Source organism: Streptomyces sp. NPDC052236 (assembly GCF_044548015.1).
GTDB lineage: Bacteria > Actinomycetota > Actinomycetes > Streptomycetales > Streptomycetaceae > Streptomyces.
This window is the reverse complement of sequence record NZ_JBIUBL010000004.1, coordinates 225,924-245,804: the sequence shown is the minus strand read 5'-3', so window position 1 is coordinate 245,804 and position 19,881 is coordinate 225,924. Positions and strand designations below refer to the sequence as shown.

Below are 19,881 nucleotides of genomic sequence, written 5' to 3'. Positions count from 1 at the left end.
CGTCGCAAGCAGGTCATGGGCCTCCTCGCCGCCGCTGGCGGACATCGTGCTCTCCCTCCCGTCCTGGCCGGTGTCCCCCCGGCCGTCCGATTCTGCCATGACCACGCAAGAGCGTCAGCGGCGATTACGTACGAGACCAGCCACTGCCCCCAAGATCGACGCGGTTGCCAGTGCGAGGGCACACGCCCAGAGCGCTTCGGCGGACCCCTGCGCACCCGGAACGGTCTGCCGATTCAGGAAGAGTGTGCCGAATGCGGCAACGCCGATCACCTGCCCGAGCTGCGTAACTGTCACCAGCAGACCACTGGCGTCCGCCGCGTCCTCCTGTCGTACGGTCGCGAGCGCGCCGGTCAGTGTGGGGCTGTAGGCGAGCGCCAGACCGGCGCCGAAGCCCATGAACGCGACGTACAGCCACAGGCCGCCGTCGCCGCCGTCCCGCAGCAGCCGGCCGACCGCGACGAACGAGATCGCGGCCAGCGTGAAACCGCCCGGGACCAGCGCCTTCCGCAAAACCGCGGGCCAGTGGCGCCAGGTCAGTCCGACCACTCCGAAGATCAGCGCGGCGGGCGCGAACATCAGCCCGGCGCGCAGCGCACTATGGCCGAGACCGCCCTGGACATGCAGCGTGAGCGTGAAGAGGAAGCCCGCGTTCATCGCCATCGCCAGGGTGATCCGCAGTACCGCACGGCCCATGCCAGGGATACGGAGCACGCGCGGCGCGATCAGCGGGGCGCCGCCGCGACGGGCCAGCCTCGACTCGTACGCGAGAAACAGGGCGAAGAGCGCTGCCGAGGCGGCCAGGGAGAGCCAGGACCAGACCGGCCAGTCCTGTTCCTGTCCCAGTACCAGCGGCACGGTGAACAGCGACACGGCCGCGGCGAGCAGCACCAGACCGGGCACGTCGAATCCCCGAACAGGCGGCGCGGTCTCAACGCGCCGGCCCTCCCGCCTGCCGTCCCGCCGGTCCCCCTGCTTGTCCTTCCGCCTGCCCTGCGGCCAATCCTTGGGCAGTACACGCGCGCCGAGCGCCAGCAGGGCGAGGCCGATCGGGACGTTCACCAGGAAGGCAGGCCGCCAGCTCGAGCCGAAGAGATCCGCGCTGACCAGGACGCCGCCCACAACCTGCCCGGCCACGGCGCCGGTGGCGAGGATCGCGGCGTACGCGCCGAGTGCCCGCGCCCGTCCCTCCCCGGCGAAGTTCCGCTGGATCAGGCTGAGCACCTGGGGGATCATCAGCGCCGCGCCCGCGCCCTGGACCAGCCGGAAGGCAATCAACTGGCCGGTGTCCACGGCGAGTCCGCAGGCGAGGGAGGCCCCGGTGAAGAGCACCAGACCGCCCAGATAGGCCCGTCGGTGCCCGAGCAGGTCGCCGAGCCGGGCGCCGGTGATCAGCAGGACTGCGTACGAGATGGTGTAACCGGCGATGATCAGCTGCAACGCCGCGCCGGACGCGTCGAATTCGGTACGGATGGTGGGGGCCGCGACGTTGACGATGAAGGTGTCGAGGAGCGCCATGAACTGTCCGGTGAGGACGGTCGCGAGCAGCAGGCGCGGTCTGTTGTCAGTGCCTGGGTCTTTACTGAGCAGTGGAGTCATCCGTGAGGCCGTTGTCATGCCGGCGAGCCTGACGGTGTTCCAGTACGGGTAACGAGAGCCCGCCGATGCTGGTACTGGCAGCACCTGGCAAGAACGGGCCCGGGCCTCAACCATGGGGGGTATGACGACGATGACGGTGACGACCCATCCCACTGCCGGGCAGGACGGCGGCGGTGCCGGGTCTGCGGCAGGCCACCACCGCCGCAGACCCGAGCTGGCCGGGTTCCTGCGCAGCCGCCGGGCGCGGGTGACGCCCGCCGATGTGGGCATGCCGCCGGGCCTGCGCCGCCGTACGCCGGGGCTGCGGCGCGAGGAGGTCGCCCAGCTCTCCGGGGTCGGCGTCACCTGGTACACCTGGCTGGAGCAGGGCCGTCCGATCAACGCCTCGGCCCAGGTACTGGACGCCGTGGCGCGGACGCTCCGGCTGGACCAGCCGGAGCGGGAACATCTCTACCACCTGGCGGAGGTGCCGTACGCCCAGGACCACCGGCAGGCGGACGTGGAGAGCGTCAGCCCGGAGATCCAGAGCATCATCGACGCCCTCGATCCGCACCCCGCCGCCGTCTACAACGCGCGGTACGACGTACTGGCGACCAACAGCCTCTACCGCGACCTGTTCGCCTTGAAGGGGCATTCGGGGCACTTCGGCATACGCAATGTGCTGTGGTCGCTGTTCATGGTGCCCGAGCCGTCCTGCCCGCTGGTCTTCCGGGAGGTGGAGCTGCCGCTGATGGTGGCGCAGTTGCGCGGCGCGTACGGGCGGCATGTGGGCGAGCCTGCCTGGGAATCGTTCATCCACCGGATGTCCACGGCGAGCAAGTACTTCAGCGAGTTGTGGGAGAGCGGGAATGTCGTTCCGCCGGGGCCGCGCGTGAAGACCTTCCGGTGCCCCGCCATAGGGGAGGTGCGGATGACCTCGGTCTCGCTGTCGATCAATGGAATGCCGGAGTGCCGGATCGTCGTTTACGCCCCGAGCGACGAAGAGAGCCGCCGCCAGATGGAGAAGCTGCGCGCACAAGGCTGAGGGCGGGCCTGAGGCGCGGGCTGAGGGCGGGCTGAGGCAGGAGCTGGGAAACGCGAAATCCCGCCCTCGAGTGAGGGCGGGATCCACATTGTGGAGCTAAGGAGAATTGAACTCCTGACCTCCTGCATGCCATGCAGGCGCTCTACCAACTGAGCTATAGCCCCGCGTGTTCTACGGCGTTCTTCGGAGTGCTTGGCGCTCCGCGCTGCGAACAAGAAGAACTTTAGCCTGCGACCTGCCCGAAAGTGAAATCCGAGGGTGCGCGGCCAGACGCGGCCGGACGCGGCCGGACGGTGGGCCCGGAGGCTCAGTCGTCGTCGCCGAGAACCGGCTCCGGGAGCGTGCCCGCGTTGTGCTCCAGCAGCCGCCAGCCGCGCGCGCCCTCGCCGAGCACCGACCAGCAGCAGTTGCTGAGACCGCCGAGACCCTCCCAGTGATGGGACTCCAGGCCCAGCAGCCGGCCGATGGTGGTGCGGATCGTCCCGCCATGGCTGACGATGACGAGCGTGCCGCCGTCGGGCAGCTTCTCGGCGTGGTGCAGCACCACAGGAGCCGCCCGGTCGGCGACCTCGGTCTCCAGCTCACCGCCGCCGCGGCGCACGGCCTCGCCGCGCTTCCAGGCCGTGTACTGCGCTCCGAACCGCGCGACGATCTCCTCGTGGGTCAGCCCCTGCCAGGCACCCGCGTACGTCTCGCGCAGGGCGGCGTCGTAGGAGACGTCGAGGCCGGTGACACCGGCGAGCTCGACCGCCGTGGCCGCCGCCCGCTTGAGGTCCGACGCGACGATCGCGTCGGGCCGCAGTGAGGCGAGCAGCCTGGCGGACCGGCGCGCCTGGGCGACACCGGCCTCGGTCAACTCGATGTCCGTCGAGCCCTGGAAGCGGCGCTCCAGATTCCACGCGGTCTGGCCGTGTCGCCACAGGACGACACGACGGCCTCTGCTGCGCTTGCTGTTGTCGCTGCTGTTCAGCTCGGCCCACCTTCCCGGTCGCCCATGAGGTGCGCGTGCTCCTGGGCCTTGCCGCGGGTCTTCACAGCGTCCTCGGGAAGCGACAGCTGAGGGCAGTCCTTCCAGAGCCGCTCCAGCGAGTAGAAGACGCGCTCCTCGCTGTGCTGGACGTGCACGACGATGTCGACGTAGTCGAGCAGGATCCAGCGGGCGTCACGGTCGCCCTCGCGGCGCACCGGCTTGACGCCGAGCTCCTTGTTCAGCCGCTCCTCGATCTCGTCGACGATCGACTTGACCTGGCGGTCGCTGGGCGCGGAGGCGAGCAGGAAGGCATCGGTGATCGAGAGCACGTCGCTCACGTCGTACGCGATGATGTCGTGCGCGAGCCGGTCGGCAGCCGCCTGAGCGGCGGCGTTGACGAGCTCGATGGAACGGTCAGTGGCGGTCACAAGCAAGCTTTCGTCGGCGGTAAAGAACACTTCAAGGGTCTCATGTACCGCCGACGGAGCATGCCGGGTTTGTTTCGACCCGGATTCGCTCGCCTTCTGCTCGCCTTCTGCGCGCCTTCTCTCCTCGTTCTCTACTCGGTTCTCTACTCGGTTCTCTACTCGCTTTGGTCGATCTTGTAGTCCTTGCCAAGGAGGACCGAGACGTCGGCGTTGGCTGCCGCCTTGCCCTTCTTGACCGCACTCGTCGGCAGGCCCAGGGTCTTCGCGACCTCGACCGCCATCGCCTGCTGCGTCTCGTCCCCATAGGTGACCTGCGAGGACGACTCGGTGTCGGCCTTGCCGCTGTCGATGACGGAGTAGCCGCCGTTGACCAGGGCGACCCGGGCCGCCTCCGTCACGTCGGCGTTGCCGGTGGCGTTCTTGACGCCCACGCGGACTGCGGCGTCCTTCTCCGGTGCGGTGACCGAGCCGCCCAGGAGGTCCTTGACGACGCTGTTGACGGCCTGCTCTGTGAGCGTGCCGTCCTGCTGCACCGGCAGCACCGCAGTCGTGTAGTCGCCGCCCTTGGCGCGTTCGCCGAGCTTCGCGAGCGAGGCGCCGAGGTCGCTCTCGCGCAGCGACGGGTCGAGGATCTGCGCCAGCGTCTCCACGGTGACGGTCGCCGCCTTCGGGTCGGCGGGGAACTTCTTCAGGATGCTCTGCATGACCTGCCCGAAGCGCTGCAGCTGCTTCGCCTCGGCCTCACCGGGCCCGAGGTAGGTGGCGTACGCGACCGCCGAGCGCCCGTTGAGTGTCTGGTTCTCGCCCTTCTGCACCAGCGGCGCCGCGCCCTTCTCGGCGGCGGGCACATCGGTGTCGGTGGTCAGGTCGATATTGCCGACCTGCTCGACAAGGTTCTCCAGGTACGGAGTGTCCAGCCGCCAGGTTCCGGTGATCTTCGCGCCGAGGAGGGTGCCGACCGCCTCACGCGTACCGGCCGATCCGTCGTCCTCGACGGACTTGGCGAGAGTGGTGGCGGTGCCGTCGTCGTTGGCGACGGAGAGCGTGTTGGGGAGCAGGACGGTGGTGCCCTGCTTGGTGGTGACGTTGTCGACGAGGAGCGCCGTGGAGGTGCCCTTTTTCTTGGTGTTGTGCAGATGCACGACGATGACGTCCCGCTTCTGCGGCCCGGTCGCCGTGGTGGTCTTCTGTTCGGCGTCCGCGAGCCCGGGCAGCTGGCCCGCGTACCAGAGGTAGCCGACGCCGCCCACGACGGCCAGCGCCAGGACGACGACGAGCGCGACGACGCGGTTGCGGCCCCGGCGCTTGGCCACTTCTCGCCGCTCGGAGCGGCTCTCAGTGAACTTCAGCCAGTCGATGACGTCCTGGGAGTCCTGGTCGGGCTCCTCGATGAACGAGAACTGTTCGGTCCGGTAGTCCCCGTCGGGCTCGGGGGCACGCTGCTCGCGCTGCTCATGCTGTTCCGGCACGGCGGTCGGCCCGGGAGCCGGTGCCTGGACAAGGTCCTCGGCGGGGGCCTGCTGCCGCGGGATGCTCCACTGCTGAGCCTGCTGAGCCTGCTGAGTCTGCTGAGCCTGGTGGGGTTGCTGCGGCTGCTGAAGCTCAATGTCGACAGCAGCGGGTTGCCGGTCCGTGTCATAGCCGTATGCGTCGTACCCGTATCCCTGGCCCTGCTGCTGCGCGTACGGGTCGTAGCCATACCCCTGCGCCTGGCCCTGCTCGGGAGCCTGCGGCTGCTGCTGCGACTGCTGTGGTTGCTCTGGGTACTGAGTCTGCTGCTGCGCGTAAGGGTCGTACTGCTGGGGCTGCTGATAGACCGGCTGCCCGTACTCGTCATAGCCGATGATCTGTGGCTGCTGGTAGTACGGGTCGTACGGATTCTGCTGGTCGTTCACCGGTGCCCCTCTCCGTGGCTCACTCGCCGCGGTACAACTGGCGCTTGTCGATATAGCGCACCACGCCGTCCGGCACCAGATACCAGACCGGATCGCCCTTGGCGACCCTCGCCCGGCAGTCGCTCGAGGAGATGGCCAGCGCCGGAATCTCCACCAGGGAGACCCCGCCCTCGGGCAGCCCGTCGTCCGTCAGATCGTGACCCGGCCGGGTCACACCGATGAAGTGGGCGAGCGAGAACAGTTCCGCCGCGTCCCGCCAGCTGAGGATCTGGGAGAGCGCGTCGGCTCCCGTGATGAAGAAAAGATCCGAGTCCGCGTTGAGGGCGTGCAGGTCGCGCAGTGTGTCGATCGTGTACGTCGGCCCACTGCGGTCGATGTCGATACGGCTCACGGAGAACATCGGGTTGGAGGCCGTGGCGATGACCGTCATCAGATAACGGTCCTCGGCCGGAGACACCACCTTGTGGCTCTTCTGCCACGGCTGCCCGGTCGGTACGAACACCACCTCGTCGAGGTGGAACAGCGCGGCCACCTCGCTGGCGGCCACCAGGTGTCCATGGTGGATCGGGTCGAACGTTCCGCCCATCACGCCAAGTCGGCGCCGGCCGGAGCCGGACCCGGTAGGCACTTCCTGCTCTCCCATGCGTGCAGAGCCTACTGGCACGGCAACACGGCCCGGTTCAGCGGTCGCGATTGAAGCGAGTAGTGATCCACAGCAGCAGGAGCAGCACGAGGAACGCGCCGCCGCCCGTGAGATAGGGGCTCAGGCTTTCGTGGTTGCCACCGTGCTCGCCACCCTCGGCAAGAGTGACCAGGTTGGCGGCAGTGCTGGTGAGGCTCATCTTCAGCAGGACCTATCGATCGGGAGACAGAGCTCGGAATCGGATCGGAGAGACTTCGCCCACATCGTATGCGGGCGGTCCGGGCACGCTCACGCCGACTCAGTCGTTGTGGTTGTCGCTGCCGTCGTTCTGGCGGTAGCCGCACGGCATGCGGGGAGTACTCCCAAGTTATCCACAGGCCCCGCCGCACAGTAGCCCCAGCCCCTACGCTGGGGTCTGTCAGGGGGACGAGCAGGGACTCGCGCAACAGGGGGCACAGATGACCGAAACCAATCATGAGAACGTTCCGAGCAGGCAGCGCAAGCGCTTTCCCGGCATCTCGTCACGGGCGTACGAACATCCGGCGGACCGCTCGGCGCTGGTCGCGCTGCGCCGGCTCACGGGCTTCGACACCGTCTTCAAGGCGCTGAGCGGACTGCTGCCGGAGCGATCCCTGCGGCTGCTCTTCCTCTCGGACTCGGTGCGCGTGAGCGATGCGCAGTTCGCGCACCTCAACAGCATGCTGCGGGACGCCTGTTACATCCTGGACCTGGAGAAGGTCCCCGCGATGTACGTCACGCAGGACCCGCGCCCGAACGCCATGTGCATCGGACTGGACGAGCCGATCATCGTGGTCACCACCGGGCTGGTGGAGCTTCTCGACGAGGAGGAGATGCGGGCGGTCGTCGGCCACGAGGTGGGCCATGCGCTCTCTGGCCACTCCGTCTACCGCACGATCCTGCTGTTCCTCACCAGTCTGGCGCTGAAGATCGCCTGGATCCCGCTCGGCAATGTCGCGATCATGGCGATCGTCACCGCGCTCCGCGAGTGGTTCCGCAAGTCGGAGCTGTCGGCGGACCGGGCGGGACTGCTGGTCGGCCAGGACCTGCAGGCGTCGATGCGCGGCCTGATGAAGATCGCCGGTGGCAACCACCTGCACGAGATGAACGTCGACGCGTTCCTGAAGCAGGCCGAGGAGTACGAGGCGGGCGGCGACCTGCGCGACTCCGTGCTGAAAATTCTGAATCTGCTGCCTCGCTCGCACCCGTTCACCACAGTCCGCGCGGCTGAGCTGAAGGCGTGGGCCGAGAGCCGCGACTTCCAGCGGATCATGGACGGCCACTACCCGCGGCGCACGGAGGACAAGGACACCTCGGTCTCCGATTCCTTCCGCGACTCCGCCACGCACTATGCCGACTCGGTACGGGCCAGCAAGGATCCCCTGATGAAGCTGGTCGGTGACATAGCCGGCGGCGCGGGCGACCTGGGCGGGAAGCTGCGCGGCAAGTTCATGGGCGGAGGCGGCACCGCGACAGGCACCGCGACGGGAACTGCCACAGACACCGCCACAGACACCGCGCCTGGCAGCGACGATGGGGATGCGACCAATGACAGCGACGGCGGCCAGGACAGCGGTCAGGGCAAGGGCTGACACGGGCTGAGAGGCAGCGTCGGTCACGGGGAGAGCGGGGTGGGCAGCGCGGGCGTCGAGGGCTGGGCGCGGGGCGAGAGCGACCCGCAGAGCGCCGCCGTGGTCTCGCCCGTCGCGTAGGGGTCGGTGCCCGCCGGGCCCTTCGCGGCGGCCCGCTGGCCGGCGAGCAGCGGGCGCAGGGTGCCCGCAGCGTCCGCCGAGCAGGCCTGCGGGCCGGCCTGGACATAGCTGGCCAGCAGTTGAACCCGGTGCTGGCGCAGATCGTCCCGGTCGAAGCGGAAGTGCAGTTCACGGCGGACGGTGAACAGGGAGGCCTCGCTCACCTGAGGGCCCGGGCCCTGCGGGCCGTTCGTGTCGACCGGCCGCAGCGTGTAGGCGAAGATGTGGTCCGACGTCACCTCCAGGGCGTCCGGCCCTGCCTCGGTGAAGCGCAACGTGCCCTGCACGCGGATCTCGGGGTCGGCCAGCGCGACCTTCGCCGGGTCGAAGCGCACCAGCCAGCCCGCGTCGGCATGGCGCCCGTCGTCCGCCGGGGCGGCCATGCTCCGGTCGAACTGCTCCAGCTGGTCGGGGTCGAGCAGCACCCGCACCGCTCGCACCGCGCCGCCGGTGAGCACATCGGGGTCGAGCGAGGACTCGACGAGATAGTCCTTGGCGCTGGTCAGGGCGGTCAGCACCTGGTGCTCCGAGAAGTTCTTGGTACGCCGGGAGGCGGGCAGCGTGACCCCGGAGGCTCCGGTGCGGAACTGCGCGGCGGGGCTGTGCGCGTAGAGGTCGGTGGGGGTACCGCCCGGGACGGGGCCCTGGGGGGCGAGCGGGATCATCGTGATGCGCAGCTGCTCGGCCTGCGTGATCTGCGGGGCCTGGTAGGGATTGCGGAGACCGAAGTAGATCGCGGTGCCGAAGGCGAGCACAACCAGAAGGACGAGCACCAGGATCTGCCGGGCGCCGGTTCTGCGGCTCCAGACCGGGAGGCTGCGTACGGCTCTCGCGTGATCGCCCATCCGCTCCTGCGCGGAGAACTCCTGAAGCCGGGCAGCCCGTACGAACGATTCGTCGAAAACGACGGATCGGTACTCGTCCTCACCACCGCCGGGGAGCCCCTCGGGTGTCCCCTCAGGCGGGTCTCTGTCCCCAGCCATACTTTCAGGGTAGGTCTGGCAGGGCCACGATAAACGCGCTGGTACGCGACAAACACTTAAAACGGTGACCAGTTTTCACACGGTCGTTGAGGGGGTGTTTCAGAGGGTGCCGAGGGGGCGCCCAGGGGGTGTTGGGCGATTGTTCAGGGGCTGCTGTTCAGGGGCTGCGGGGCTCGACCGGGACGGGCTGCGGCGAGTGCGGCGAGTACTCCGCGGAGACCGACGGCCTGCCGATCCGGTCGCCCGCGGCGCTGCTTCCGGGCGTCGGTTCGACGCCGGTCGTGGCGGGCGGCGGCACTCGGTCCTGGCGGTTGCCCGCGGCTCCCCGGTACACGGCCGTGAAGGCGAGGGCGACCATCCCGATGCCCATCACCAGGGCCAGGATCCAGGCCACCGGGCGGTGCCAGCGGGCGCTGCCGCGGTAGGGGCGCAGGGCTCCGCCGTGTCGGCCGTACGGTCCGGCGAGGTCGCCGTCCGCGTCCTCGTCGCCGTACGCGTGCTCCCGGCCGTACTCGCCGGGGCCGTAGCCGTCGTCGTAGGACTCGTCGTCGGCCGGTCCGCCGCCGGGGCGGGCGCGGGTGCCCTCGGCCTCGGCGCGGGCCTGCGCAGCTGAGAGCAGCCGCTCGACAGCGGTCGGTTCATGGATCGTGGCGGCCTGTACGAAGTCCTCGTCAAACACCACGGAGGCGAAGTCCTCGTCCGCGCCTCCGCGGTCGTCATCGGGTTCCCAGCCGTCCGGGAACGGCCTGCCCCCCACGTCGTCCGGCACGCATTCAGAGTAGACCGGGGAGGTCGGTTTGGGCAGGGCGAGTCGGAACTCTCCCGCCCAGGTGACCCGGCACACACCGGTGGTGCCTGGCAGGCGCCGGGCACCGCGCCACGCCACCGCCGCAGCCTCCGCCGATGCGTGTTACCGGGTGTGACCGTCGCCTGTCACGATGTACTTGGTGGAGGTGAGCTCCGGCAGGCCCATGGGGCCGCGCGCGTGCAGCTTCTGCGTGGAGATCCCGATCTCGGCGCCGAATCCGAACTGGCCGCCGTCGGTGAACCGGGTGGACGCGTTCACAGCGACCGTCGTGGAGTCCACCAACTGGGTGAAGCGGCGGGCCGCGGCCTGTGACGTGGTCACGATGGCCTCGGTGTGCCCGGAGGACCAGAGCCGGATGTGGGCGACGGCCCCGTCCAGCGAGTCGACGACGGCGGCAGCGATGTCGTACGAGAGGTACTCGGTCTCCCAGTCCTCGGTCGTGGCCGCGACGACCGTGGCCTTGGTGGCGTCGGCGTACTCCAGGACCCGTTCGTCGCCGTGTACGGTCACCCCGGCCTCGGCGAGCGCGTCCAGGGCGCGCGGCAGGAAGTCGGCCGCGATGTCCTGGTGGACCAGGAGCGTCTCGGCGGCGTTGCAGACGCTGGGCCGCTGCGCCTTGGAGTTGATCAGGATGTTGACGGCCATGTCGAGATCGGTCTCGGCGTCCACGTACACATGGCAGTTGCCGGTGCCGGTCTCGATGACCGGGACGGTGGACTCCTCGACCACCGTACGGATCAGGTTGGCGCCGCCGCGCGGGATCAGTACGTCCACCAGGCCGCGGGCGCGCATCAACTCCCGTACCGACTCGCGGCTTTCACCGGGTACGAGCTGCACGGCGTCGGCGGGCAGGCCGGAGCCGCCGACCGCGTCCCGCAGGACCTTCACCAGTGCGGCGTTGGAGGAGTACGCGGAGGACGAGCCTCGCAGCAGCACGGCGTTGCCGGACTTCAGACAGAGCGCGGCGGCGTCCACGGTGACGTTCGGGCGGGCCTCGTAGATGATCCCGACGACGCCGAGGGGGACGCGCACCTGGCGCAGGTCGATGCCGTTGGGCAGCGTCGATCCGCGCACCACCTCGCCGACCGGGTCGGGCAGCGCGGCCACGGCGCGCACGTCGGCGGCGATGGCCCGCACCCGTTCCGGAGTCAGGGTGAGCCGGTCGATGACCGTCTCGCTGGTGCCCGCCTCGCGGGCGCGTGCGATGTCCTCGGCGTTGGCCGCGACGATCTCGCTCGTACGGACCTCCAGGGCGTCCGCGATCGCCAGCAGGGCGTCGTCCTTCGCCGAACGCGGCAGGGGCGCGAGGTCGGCGGAAGCGGCGCGAGCCCGGTAGGCCGCCTGGGCGACCGGGGAGAGGTTGTCGTACGGCGAAAGCGGCGAGGGCAACGTCATACCCGCAGCGTAGTGCTCCCGCCGCGGGCGTTCCGCACGTATTCCGCACTGCGAGACGACCGCGGCGCGGAACCCTCAGAAGGAACCTCGGATGGAGCCTCAGCCGGACCTCAGAAGGACCTCAGAAGGGGTGTACGCCCACCCGGGCCGCGGGTGGCGGGCCGTAGCCCTCCGCGACGCGCTGGTGGTACGTCTGGCGGTCGATGACCTCCAGGCCCACGATCTCCCACGGCGGCAGCTGCGCTGTGGAGCGGTGCTCGCCCCACAGCCGCAGCGCCACCGCCGCGGCGTCGTGCAGGTCCCGCGCCTCTTCCCAGTAGCGGATCTCCGCGTGGTCGTTGGCGTACCGGCTGGTCAGCAGGAAGGGATGGTCGTGCGCGAGCTGCTCAAGACCGCGCCGGACCTCCTTCAGCGGGGCCTCGGCCCCCGACACGCTGAGCGTGATGTGCCACAGCTTGGAGAGCACGCGCTCCTCGCCCTGCACGGCCGTCTCCGCCCCCGCAGCCCCCTCCGCGGCCCCTGCCTCCGCGCCCGCGTCGCCGAAATCGGCGCCCGCTCCGACGCTGGTCAGGGCCCGTTCTTCGCCCACAGCCCTACGGGCGTGGTGGATGCCCCTTGTCCCGCGGGGCACATCCCCTGGGCGCGCTCGTCTCACCGGCGGCCTCCTGTCGCAAGTGTGTGGTCCTGCGGTACCCCGCCATGCCCCCGAAACAAAGTTGACCAGCCCGGGGCCGGACGTGGGGCGGTTTTGCTGAAGGTCTCGGCCAGAAGCCCGGACTTTCAGCCGATTCAGGGGCTCAGGACGACCAGATCGTCCCTGTGTACGACTTCCCGCTCGTACTCCGGCCCGAGTTCCCGCGCCAGTTCCCGGGTTGAGCGGCCGAGCAGCTGCGGGATCTCCTTGGCGTCGAAGTTGACCAGCCCGCGGGCCACGGCCCGGCCCGCCGCGTCGCGCAGCTCGACCGGGTCCCCGGCGTTGAACTCGCCCTCGACCGCGGCGATTCCGGCGGGCAGGAGCGACTTCTTGCCGTGCACCACGGCCCGTACCGCGCCGTCGTCCAGGGTCAGCGAGCCCTGCGGGGTGGAGGCGTGGGCGAGCCAGAGAAGCCGGTCGGCGGAGCGGCGTCCGGTGCTGTGGAAGTACGTGCCGGTGGCGCGGCCCGCGAGGGCGTCGGCGGCGTGGCTGGCGGAGGTGAGGACGACGGGGACGCCCGCGGCGGCCGCGATCCGGGCGGCCTCGACCTTGGTGACCATGCCGCCGGTGCCGACCCCTGCCTTGCCCGGGCTGCCCGTCTGCACATGCGCGATGTCGGCCGGGCCGCGGACCTCCTCGATCCGCCGGGCGCCGGGGTTGGCGGGATCCCCGTCGTACAGACCGTCGACGTCCGAGAGCAGGACGAGCAGGTCGGCGCGTACGAGATGGGCGACGAGGGCGGCGAGGCGGTCGTTGTCGCCGAAGCGGATCTCGTCGGTGGCCACGGTGTCGTTCTCATTGACGACGGGGACGGCGCCCATGTCGAGGAGCTGGTCCATGGTCCGGTAGGCGTTGCGGTAGTGGGCGCGGCGGCTGATGTCGTCGGCGGTGAGGAGGACTTGGCCGACGCGTACGCCGTAGCGCGCGAAGGAGGCGGCGTAGCGGGCGACGAGCAGGCCCTGGCCCACGCTGGCGGCGGCCTGCTGGCGGGCCAGGTCCCTGGGCCGGCGGGCCAGGCCGAGCGGTGCCAGGCCCGCGGCGATGGCACCGGAGGAGACGAGCACGATCTCCTTCTCGCCGCCGCTGCGGACCTTGGCGAGTACGTCGACGAGGGCGTCGACGCGGTCGGCGTCGAGCCCGCCGGAGGCGGTGGTCAGGGAGGACGAGCCGACCTTGACGACGATCCTGTGGGCCTGTGTCACCTGTTGCCTCGGCTGCTGGCTTGGCTGCTGTCTTGCCTCTGTCACAGCCCGAATCTATGCCAGGGCAGGCAGGGGGTGCGCGCGCATTCCGGCCGTTGGACAGACGGCCGGGTTGACAGCCGGGTTGACGGCCTGGTCAGGCGGTCCGCGTCCCCGTCGGCCTCGGCGTTCATCCGGCGACGGGCGAGTCAAGGCCGGGTACCGCGGTGTCCGGGTCCTCCCCGACCGAGTCCTCTCCGGCCGTGCCCTCCCCTGCCTCGCCCACTGCGTCCGTCAGTTTGATCAGTTGCTGCGCGACCTGGGCGTTCCGCGCCTCCGCGCGGGCCGCCAGCGCCGCCACCGCGGCGTTGAACCGCTCGATGGAGGTGGGTTCGTCGGGGCCGAGCAGATAGTTCTTCAGCTCGCGCCGTGCCCCGGCGAGGGTGTCAGCGGCCGGGTCGGCGACGGCGGCCAGCAACTCGTCCAGTTCCGCCGCGCTGTTGGAGAGGACGACCGCGGCCCGTACGGCGGTGTTCTGCCGCTTGAACTCCTCGGCGCCCAGCTCCGCCGAGTCGGTCACGGCGTAGGGCTTGCCGCTCGCGATGAAGTCCGAGACCACGCTGGAGATGTCGGACACCATGCCGTCCGCCTCGTTGAAGCAGTCGTACAGAGGCGGCTCGGTGCCGGTGACCGTCTTGTGCTCCCACCAGCCGAACGAGCGCCAGTACGCCTCGTTCCACTCCGCCCGCAGCTTCTTGATCTCGGCGAGGCGCTGCGGGTCCGCGAGCGACACCCGTGACGTCTCCGACTCGTCGCCGCCGGGACGGCCGGGCTTGGTCAGTTCGGCGAGGCGCGCCTCGACCCGGGCCAGCGTGGCCCGTGCGGCGGCCTGGTCGGCCTGTGCCGCACTCGCCTCCTTCTGCCACCGGGGCTCCGCGGCGCGCGCGGCGGCGGCCTTCTCGATGAGCGCCATGATGCGCGTGTGGACGGCCTTGGCCTTGGCGCTGCGGTTGCCCGTGAAGGGGTGCGGCTTGTAGATCACCCGGACCGGCTGTTCGGCGTCGACCAGCCGCCTGATGATGTTCTCGCCCGCCAGCAGCAGGGAGGTATTGCCGGGGTTGTCGTCCCAGCCCTCCCAGGTGGGGGCGTACAGGATGGTCGGGATCGGGTTCTTCGGCGCGCCGGTCCAGGACGCTATGGGGGCCAGCTGGGGGCGGCCGACCTCGACGATGTCCTCGTCGCGGACGCCGATGTGGGCGAGGGCGTACCGGTCGCGGCCCGCCCGGCCCGCGGTCCACACCTCGTCGTACACCTTGCTGAACGGGTTGATGCTGGCCACCTTGTCGCTGTCGCCGTGCCCGACGAAGACATGCTTCATGGTCGGCTGGCGCAGGATGTGGACGTTCTTGCCGACATTGGCGGGGTACAGGGTCACGCGGATCGTAGACAGATCCATGTTCATCAGGTGTATGCCGCCGGGCACACAGATCACCGGGACGGAGGTCGACTCGAGCTGCGGCACGATGTAGCGCTCGCGCAGGATGATCACCGGCCGGGCATCCAGCTGCTCCAGCGTCTCGGTCCACATCTTCACCTGGTACGCGGAGTCCTCGGAGCCGGAGAAGTACAGGGCCACGTCCGGGCGGTACTCGCGCAGCCAGGTGTCGATGCCTTTGAGGACCCTGGGCGCGGCCGGTACGCGCCTGTTGCCCAGGATGTAGCGGACGAGGGCGCAGGTGTAGAGCGCGGCCAGGCCGACGGCGAGGCCCAGACCGACGTACGCGACGACGTTCTCGTCGGTCCGGATGGCGATCAGCACGCCGGCGACGGCGGGAATGTCCAGGTGGAGCAGCTTCTCGGCGGACCGGTGCAGCAGGGCCCTCGGCGGGGCGTCCGGGATCTTGAGGGCCCCGAGGTCGACATTGCGCGTGACCACCGGCATGGTGCGGCGCAGCTTGATCAGCGCGGTCAGGGCGCCGTGCGGGGCCTGGATGCCGAAGAGGAGCAGGAAGCCGCCGACCGCCAGGTAGAAGAGGGTCTCCTCGGCCATGTCCAGCCGGGACAGCAGCAGGATCAGCAGCAGCTCACGCACCAGGAAGTGCATCGGCAGACCGAACTTGATCTTGTTGAGTCTGTTGACCAGATAGCTGCCGCGCTGATGCAGATACCAGTCCGCGGCATAGGTCACGCCGATGGCCGCGACGAAGCCCCAGAAACTCGGAAGCAGCGCGGCGAACAGCGCGCAGGGAAAGCCCAGTCCCAGAAGGACTGCGGCGACCAATTCTGCTCCGCTGCCCACTCGGGCCAGGCGAATGGCGGTCGAAATCACGAAGAACCTGCTCCAGGGGGTGCCGGTTTTACTACATTGGATGGCAAACGCGAAGCATAAGAAGGATAAACTTCACGAATCATGGCCTCTGCGGTGCACCGATTCATCGGTGTACCGATTCACCGATGCGCTCATTCGTTAATGGGCTGATGCGTCGATTCACCGATTCGCACCATTGCGAACACGGAGGCCGGACAATTCAGTTATCGGCGATCATTACACATCTTCCTGACGGTCCAGGACGGATGCCAATGCCTGCTCGAACCCGGAGGCTTCACTCGCGCCACGGGTCGGATCCTGCTGTCGTACATCAATGACATGGCCGGTCAGCTCGGAGAGCAGTACGTCCAGAGAAGCCCTGGCCACCGTCTCGGAGGAGAGCAGCGAGCCGGTCGGCTCCGCGCCGAACGCGTTGGTGCGCATCGGGGTCGCGGTGCGTTCCGGATTCACGCAATTGACGCGAATTCCATCGGCCGCCCATTCGTCGGAGAGGGCCTGGGTGAGGTTCACCATGGCCGCCTTCGTGGACGAGTAGAGGCTGTACTCGGCACGCCCCCGGGTGTAGCTGGAGGAGGTGTAGAGCAGCAGCTGGCCCTTGGTCTCCGCCAGATACTTGTACGAGGCGCGGGCAATCTGCACGGGCGCCAGGTAATTCACATTCAGCGCTTCCTGAATGACCGCGTGGTCCGTCTCCGCGAGCTTGCCGATGCGCAGCACGCCCGCGGTGTTGATGACGTAGTCGATCCGGCCCGTTTCGGCGTACGCCTTCGACAGCGCGTCATCCACATGTTCCGGGTTCTCGACATGCGTGCCGGTGGTGGAGCGGCCCAGCGCGTACACCTTCGCGCCGTACTTCTCGGCGAGCGCGGCAATGTCCGCGCCGATTCCGTACGAGCCGCCGAAGACGACCAGCGTCCGGCCGTTCAGCAGTTCCTGATACGTCGCCTCGTCCGCCTGGCGCGGGGACTGGGTGGTGGCCAGCTGGAAAAGCTTGTCGGCGATGAATACGTCGACCGGCTGAGTCACCTTCATGTTGTATTCGTCGCCCGCGACCACGTAAATGGGCACGTCCGGCAGATACCTCAGCACCACGGAACAGTCGTCCGTGGCCTGGAAGTTCGGGTCGCCGGCCGCGATCTCATAGGCCCTGCGGATGGTGGAGAGCTTGAATGCCTGCGGCGTCTGGCCGCGGCGCAGCCGCGAGCGGTCCGGGACGTCGGTGATGAACTCGCCGTCCTCGCCGTGGGTGCGGGTCACGATGATCGTGTCCGCGGACGGGATGGCGACATCGACGGCCTGATAGCGCTCCAGGGCATCGACACACGCCTGAATCACACGCTGCGACAGGAGCGGACGGACAGCGTCATGAAAGAGGACATTGCGGTCCTCCCCCTCGCCAAGTCCCTCACCGATCGCGGCGACGGCGCGCTCGGTGGTCTCGTTGCGCGTGGCGCCGCCCTCTATGACGCGGGTCACCTTGGTCAGTCCGGCCCTGGCGATGATCTTCTCCACGTCGGGCACAAAACCCGGCGCCATCAGCACGATCACATCGTCGATGGACTCGGCGCGCTCGAAGATCGTCAGCGTGTGCTCGATGACAGCCTTGCCGGCGATCTTCAGCAGCTGCTTGGGGATCGAGAGACCCACACGCTGACCGGTACCACCGGCGAGCACGACCGCTGTGGTCCGGGACTTGGCTATGTGCTGCACAGACACAGACGACCTACCTTGTGGGACTGGGGAACATTTCCGATGGTTGCACTCTCAGTTACCGTCTGGCAAGGCGGGAGCCTTCCACCCCACACCCCGGAGAAACCCGCCGTTCACCTTGTAATCAGGCTGATCCCGTCGCGCGTGACGACAGTTCAGGTGACCGAGGCCACATAAGTAACGTCCGTGATAAGGGCGTTGGGAATTCGTCCCACCCACCCCGGGGAATCTCTACAGATCAACCACGTTGAGCGAGAGATCGTTGGAGTCCGTGTAGAAGAAGCGCACCCGGACTGTCTTCTGCGGCTTTCTCAGAACCTTCTTGGCGACCGCCCGCGCCAGACTTCCCTTTCTCTTCTTGGGCAGAATCGTCAATGGATAGTTGTAGATGTCCTTCTTCATCACGACGTCGTCCAGTACCCGCCCGATTCGCACGGGTTCGGCATCGGGCGCATAACGCAGCAGGGCGTCCCACACATCGTGTGCGGTGGTCTGCTGCGCGGCCGGTTGGGCACAGGGCACCGTGAAGCGGAAGACATGCGCATCTTCCCACCGTCCTGTGAAGGTCAGGTCACGCGCGGGTTTGCCGCGACGGCGCAGTACGAGTACGGGCGCGCCGGACGGGACGGCGCCCGCGCCACCGCCACCGCCGCCGAGCAGGCGGCCGGAGAGGGTCAGCTTCTTGCCGGCGAGCTGGACGTCCGCGGCCTCGGCGTGAACCTGCCTGACCCAGGACCGCAGTACGAGCGTGTTCTTGGCCTTGCTGACGTACGGCACGAGGTTACGGACGGCCGCGCCCGGCACCAGGCGCTCGGCGGCGTGCATCGCGCCGCGCTGGTCGACATTGCGGCTGCGCAGGCGGGCGCGCGAACCGGTCGCCGCGACCTCGACGAACAGGTCCCAGACGCCTTCGCCGAACTGCTCGCCGGCCGGGAGGGTCACAGCTCCGTCCGGGCCGAAGGGGAATGTACACACATCGGTGCTGCCTTCGGTACGGGCGCAGAGCAGGCGCAGCCCGCTGTCACCTTCACCGTCACTGTCACCGTCGCGGGCTTCCGGGCGGGGTCGCGGGCCGATGAGTGTCATGGTCAGCTCACCGTCCGGACCCACCACGCAGTCGGCCACCGGCGCGAAGTCCGCGTCGCCGCCGTACATGTTCGCCGGGGAGTTCGCGTTGGCGAGGGCCAGGGCGGCGCGATTGGCCGCGGGCTCGGCAAGCTCGCCGAAGAGGTTCTCGTACTCCTTGACGATCTGCGCGGGGTCGAAGCGGCGGGCGCTCTCCCGCGCGGCGGTGCCCAGCCGGCGCCGCAGATCCTCGTCGTCGATCAGCCTGATCAGCGCGTCGGCGATGGCCTTCACATCGCCGACCGGGACGAGGAGGCCGTCCACGCTGTCGTTGATGATCTCGCGCGGCCCGTAGTCGCAGTCGGTGGAGATCAGCGGCAGGCCGCAGCGCATGGCCTCGACCAGCGTCATGCCGAACGACTCGTGGCGGGAGGTGGAGACGGCGATGGTGCCCTTGGCCCACTCCGGTTCGATGGGCGAGTGCGAGCCCATCAGGTGGACCTTGTTGTAGAGGCCCATGCGCAGGATCTGGTCGCGGAGCCTGGGGCGCTGGTCGCCGCCGCCGTAGATCCGCAGCACCCAGTCCGGCCGTACGGCCGTGACCTTGGCGAAGGCGTCGATGAGGACGTTGTACTGCTTCTCCGAGGCGAGCCGGCCGGCCGCGACAACGGTCTTGCCGGTGCCGTCGGACGGGGCGACCTGCGGCTCGGGGACGCTGTTCGGGATGGCGAGCACGCGGGTGCTGGGCAGCGGCATCTTCTCCTGCCACACCGCGGCGTCGCCCTCGGAGACCGTCACAAAGGCGTCGACCGCGGCGAGATGCTCGTACATCTCGGCGCGCAGCGCGGCCTTGTGGTGGTTGTGGGTCATGTGTTCCTGGCCGATGCGGATCACGCGGTCAGGGGTGAACTGTGCGACGTACGCGACGAGTCCGGGCCGGGTGCCTACGACGATGTCGGCGTCGGAGTCGGCGTAGTGCTCGCGGACGCGGTCGTCGGTGAGGCGGCTGTACTCCTTGAAACGCGCTTCGTACTGCGGGAAGAACGAGGCGGCCTGGAGCTGGAAAGGGTGTTCCTTCTCACTGGACGGCGAGTTCGCCCGGGTGTCCACCAGGGGCACGACGGTGATGCGGGGGTCGATGGTGAAGAGCGGGACGTCCCGGTGCCGGAAGACCGAGACGATCTCGACCTCGTGCCGGTTCACCAGCTCTTCGGCGAGGTTGAGGGTGGTGCGGATCGTCCCGCCAATACCGTAAACGGTATGGATGAGGAAGGAGATCTTCATCGGCCCTTGGTGCTCCGTTCGGATCAAGAGGCGGGAGGGGGCGCGGAGCCCCGTCACGCCGGTCAGACAGGCGACGGACTCCTATGGTTGTGTCGATCCGGCGAACA

The 19,881-nt window shown here is 68.9% G+C and carries 16 protein-coding genes and 1 tRNA gene; 2 read left to right on the top strand and 15 right to left on the bottom strand.

The window, feature by feature from the left end:
- Positions 1–114: 114 nt before the first annotated feature.
- Entirely contained in the window at positions 115–1,614 is a 1,500-nt protein-coding gene (locus tag ACIHCQ_RS09850; protein WP_399659678.1) for an MFS transporter, read from the bottom strand.
- A 103-nt stretch (positions 1,615–1,717) separates the two neighbouring features.
- Here ACIHCQ_RS09850 and ACIHCQ_RS09845 point away from each other — a divergent pair, with 103 nt between their 5' ends.
- A complete protein-coding gene (locus tag ACIHCQ_RS09845) occupies positions 1,718–2,620 on the top strand; it encodes a helix-turn-helix transcriptional regulator (RefSeq protein WP_399659675.1) in 903 nt (300 codons plus the stop codon).
- A 91-nt stretch (positions 2,621–2,711) separates the two neighbouring features.
- Here the strand turns inward: ACIHCQ_RS09845 and ACIHCQ_RS09840 are convergent.
- The 6 genes from ACIHCQ_RS09840 to ACIHCQ_RS09815 all read right to left on the bottom strand — a co-directional run bounded on the left by ACIHCQ_RS09840 (position 2,712) and on the right by ACIHCQ_RS09815 (position 6,755).
- Positions 2,712–2,784 (bottom strand) — tRNA-Ala (locus ACIHCQ_RS09840).
- 143 nt (positions 2,785–2,927) lie between these two features.
- Complete coding sequence (locus ACIHCQ_RS09835) at positions 2,928–3,590, bottom strand: histidine phosphatase family protein (RefSeq protein WP_399660035.1); 663 nt, start codon at positions 3,588–3,590, stop codon at positions 2,928–2,930.
- Positions 3,587–4,018 carry a ribosome silencing factor gene (gene rsfS / locus ACIHCQ_RS09830; RefSeq protein WP_399659672.1) on the bottom strand — a complete coding sequence of 144 codons (432 nt, stop codon included), beginning with the start codon at positions 4,016–4,018 and terminating at the stop codon, positions 3,587–3,589. The genes ACIHCQ_RS09835 and rsfS overlap by 4 nt, the downstream gene beginning before the upstream one ends.
- 155 nt (positions 4,019–4,173) lie before the next feature.
- Positions 4,174–5,913 (bottom strand): LCP family protein, encoded by a 1,740-nt coding sequence (locus ACIHCQ_RS09825; RefSeq protein ID WP_399659669.1) that lies wholly within the window; start codon positions 5,911–5,913, stop codon positions 4,174–4,176.
- A gap of 19 nt (positions 5,914–5,932) precedes the next feature.
- Entirely contained in the window at positions 5,933–6,556 is a 624-nt protein-coding gene (nadD, locus tag ACIHCQ_RS09820) for a nicotinate-nucleotide adenylyltransferase (RefSeq protein WP_399659666.1), read from the bottom strand.
- 37 nt (positions 6,557–6,593) lie between these two features.
- A complete protein-coding gene (locus ACIHCQ_RS09815; protein WP_399659663.1) occupies positions 6,594–6,755 on the bottom strand; it encodes a hypothetical protein in 162 nt (53 codons plus the stop codon).
- Positions 6,756–7,014: 259 nt separating this feature from the next.
- On the opposite strand from ACIHCQ_RS09815, the gene ACIHCQ_RS09810 reads away from it, so the two are divergent.
- A complete protein-coding gene (locus tag ACIHCQ_RS09810; RefSeq protein ID WP_399659661.1) occupies positions 7,015–8,166 on the top strand; it encodes a M48 family metallopeptidase in 1,152 nt (383 codons plus the stop codon).
- Between the two features lie 23 nt (positions 8,167–8,189).
- On the opposite strand, the gene ACIHCQ_RS09805 is transcribed toward ACIHCQ_RS09810, so the two are convergent.
- The 8 genes from ACIHCQ_RS09805 to ACIHCQ_RS09770 form a co-directional block, all read right to left on the bottom strand.
- Positions 8,190–9,308 (bottom strand): hypothetical protein, encoded by a 1,119-nt coding sequence (locus ACIHCQ_RS09805; RefSeq protein WP_399659659.1) that lies wholly within the window; start codon positions 9,306–9,308, stop codon positions 8,190–8,192.
- Between the two features lie 157 nt (positions 9,309–9,465).
- Positions 9,466–10,077, bottom strand: a complete 612-nt coding sequence (locus tag ACIHCQ_RS09800; RefSeq protein ID WP_399659656.1) for a hypothetical protein — start codon at positions 10,075–10,077, stop codon at positions 9,466–9,468.
- Between the two features lie 141 nt (positions 10,078–10,218).
- The gene (locus tag ACIHCQ_RS09795) at positions 10,219–11,511 is read right to left on the bottom strand and encodes a glutamate-5-semialdehyde dehydrogenase (protein WP_399659653.1); all 1,293 of its coding nucleotides are present in this window, start codon (positions 11,509–11,511) and stop codon (positions 10,219–10,221) included.
- 121 nt (positions 11,512–11,632) lie between these two features.
- On the bottom strand, positions 11,633–12,166 hold the full coding sequence (locus ACIHCQ_RS09790; protein ID WP_399659651.1) for a hypothetical protein: 534 nt from the start codon (positions 12,164–12,166) through the stop codon (positions 11,633–11,635).
- Positions 12,167–12,300: 134 nt separating this feature from the next.
- Positions 12,301–13,407, bottom strand: a complete 1,107-nt coding sequence (gene proB, locus ACIHCQ_RS09785) for a glutamate 5-kinase (RefSeq protein ID WP_399660032.1) — start codon at positions 13,405–13,407, stop codon at positions 12,301–12,303.
- Positions 13,408–13,576: 169 nt separating this feature from the next.
- A complete protein-coding gene (locus ACIHCQ_RS09780; protein ID WP_399659649.1) occupies positions 13,577–15,685 on the bottom strand; it encodes a hypothetical protein in 2,109 nt (702 codons plus the stop codon).
- 246 nt (positions 15,686–15,931) lie between these two features.
- Positions 15,932–17,431, bottom strand: a complete 1,500-nt coding sequence (locus ACIHCQ_RS09775; protein ID WP_399659647.1) for an SDR family NAD(P)-dependent oxidoreductase — start codon at positions 17,429–17,431, stop codon at positions 15,932–15,934.
- Positions 17,432–17,656: 225 nt separating this feature from the next.
- Positions 17,657–19,774 (bottom strand): glycosyltransferase family 4 protein, encoded by a 2,118-nt coding sequence (locus ACIHCQ_RS09770; RefSeq protein ID WP_399659644.1) that lies wholly within the window; start codon positions 19,772–19,774, stop codon positions 17,657–17,659.
- Positions 19,775–19,881 lie beyond the last annotated feature (107 nt).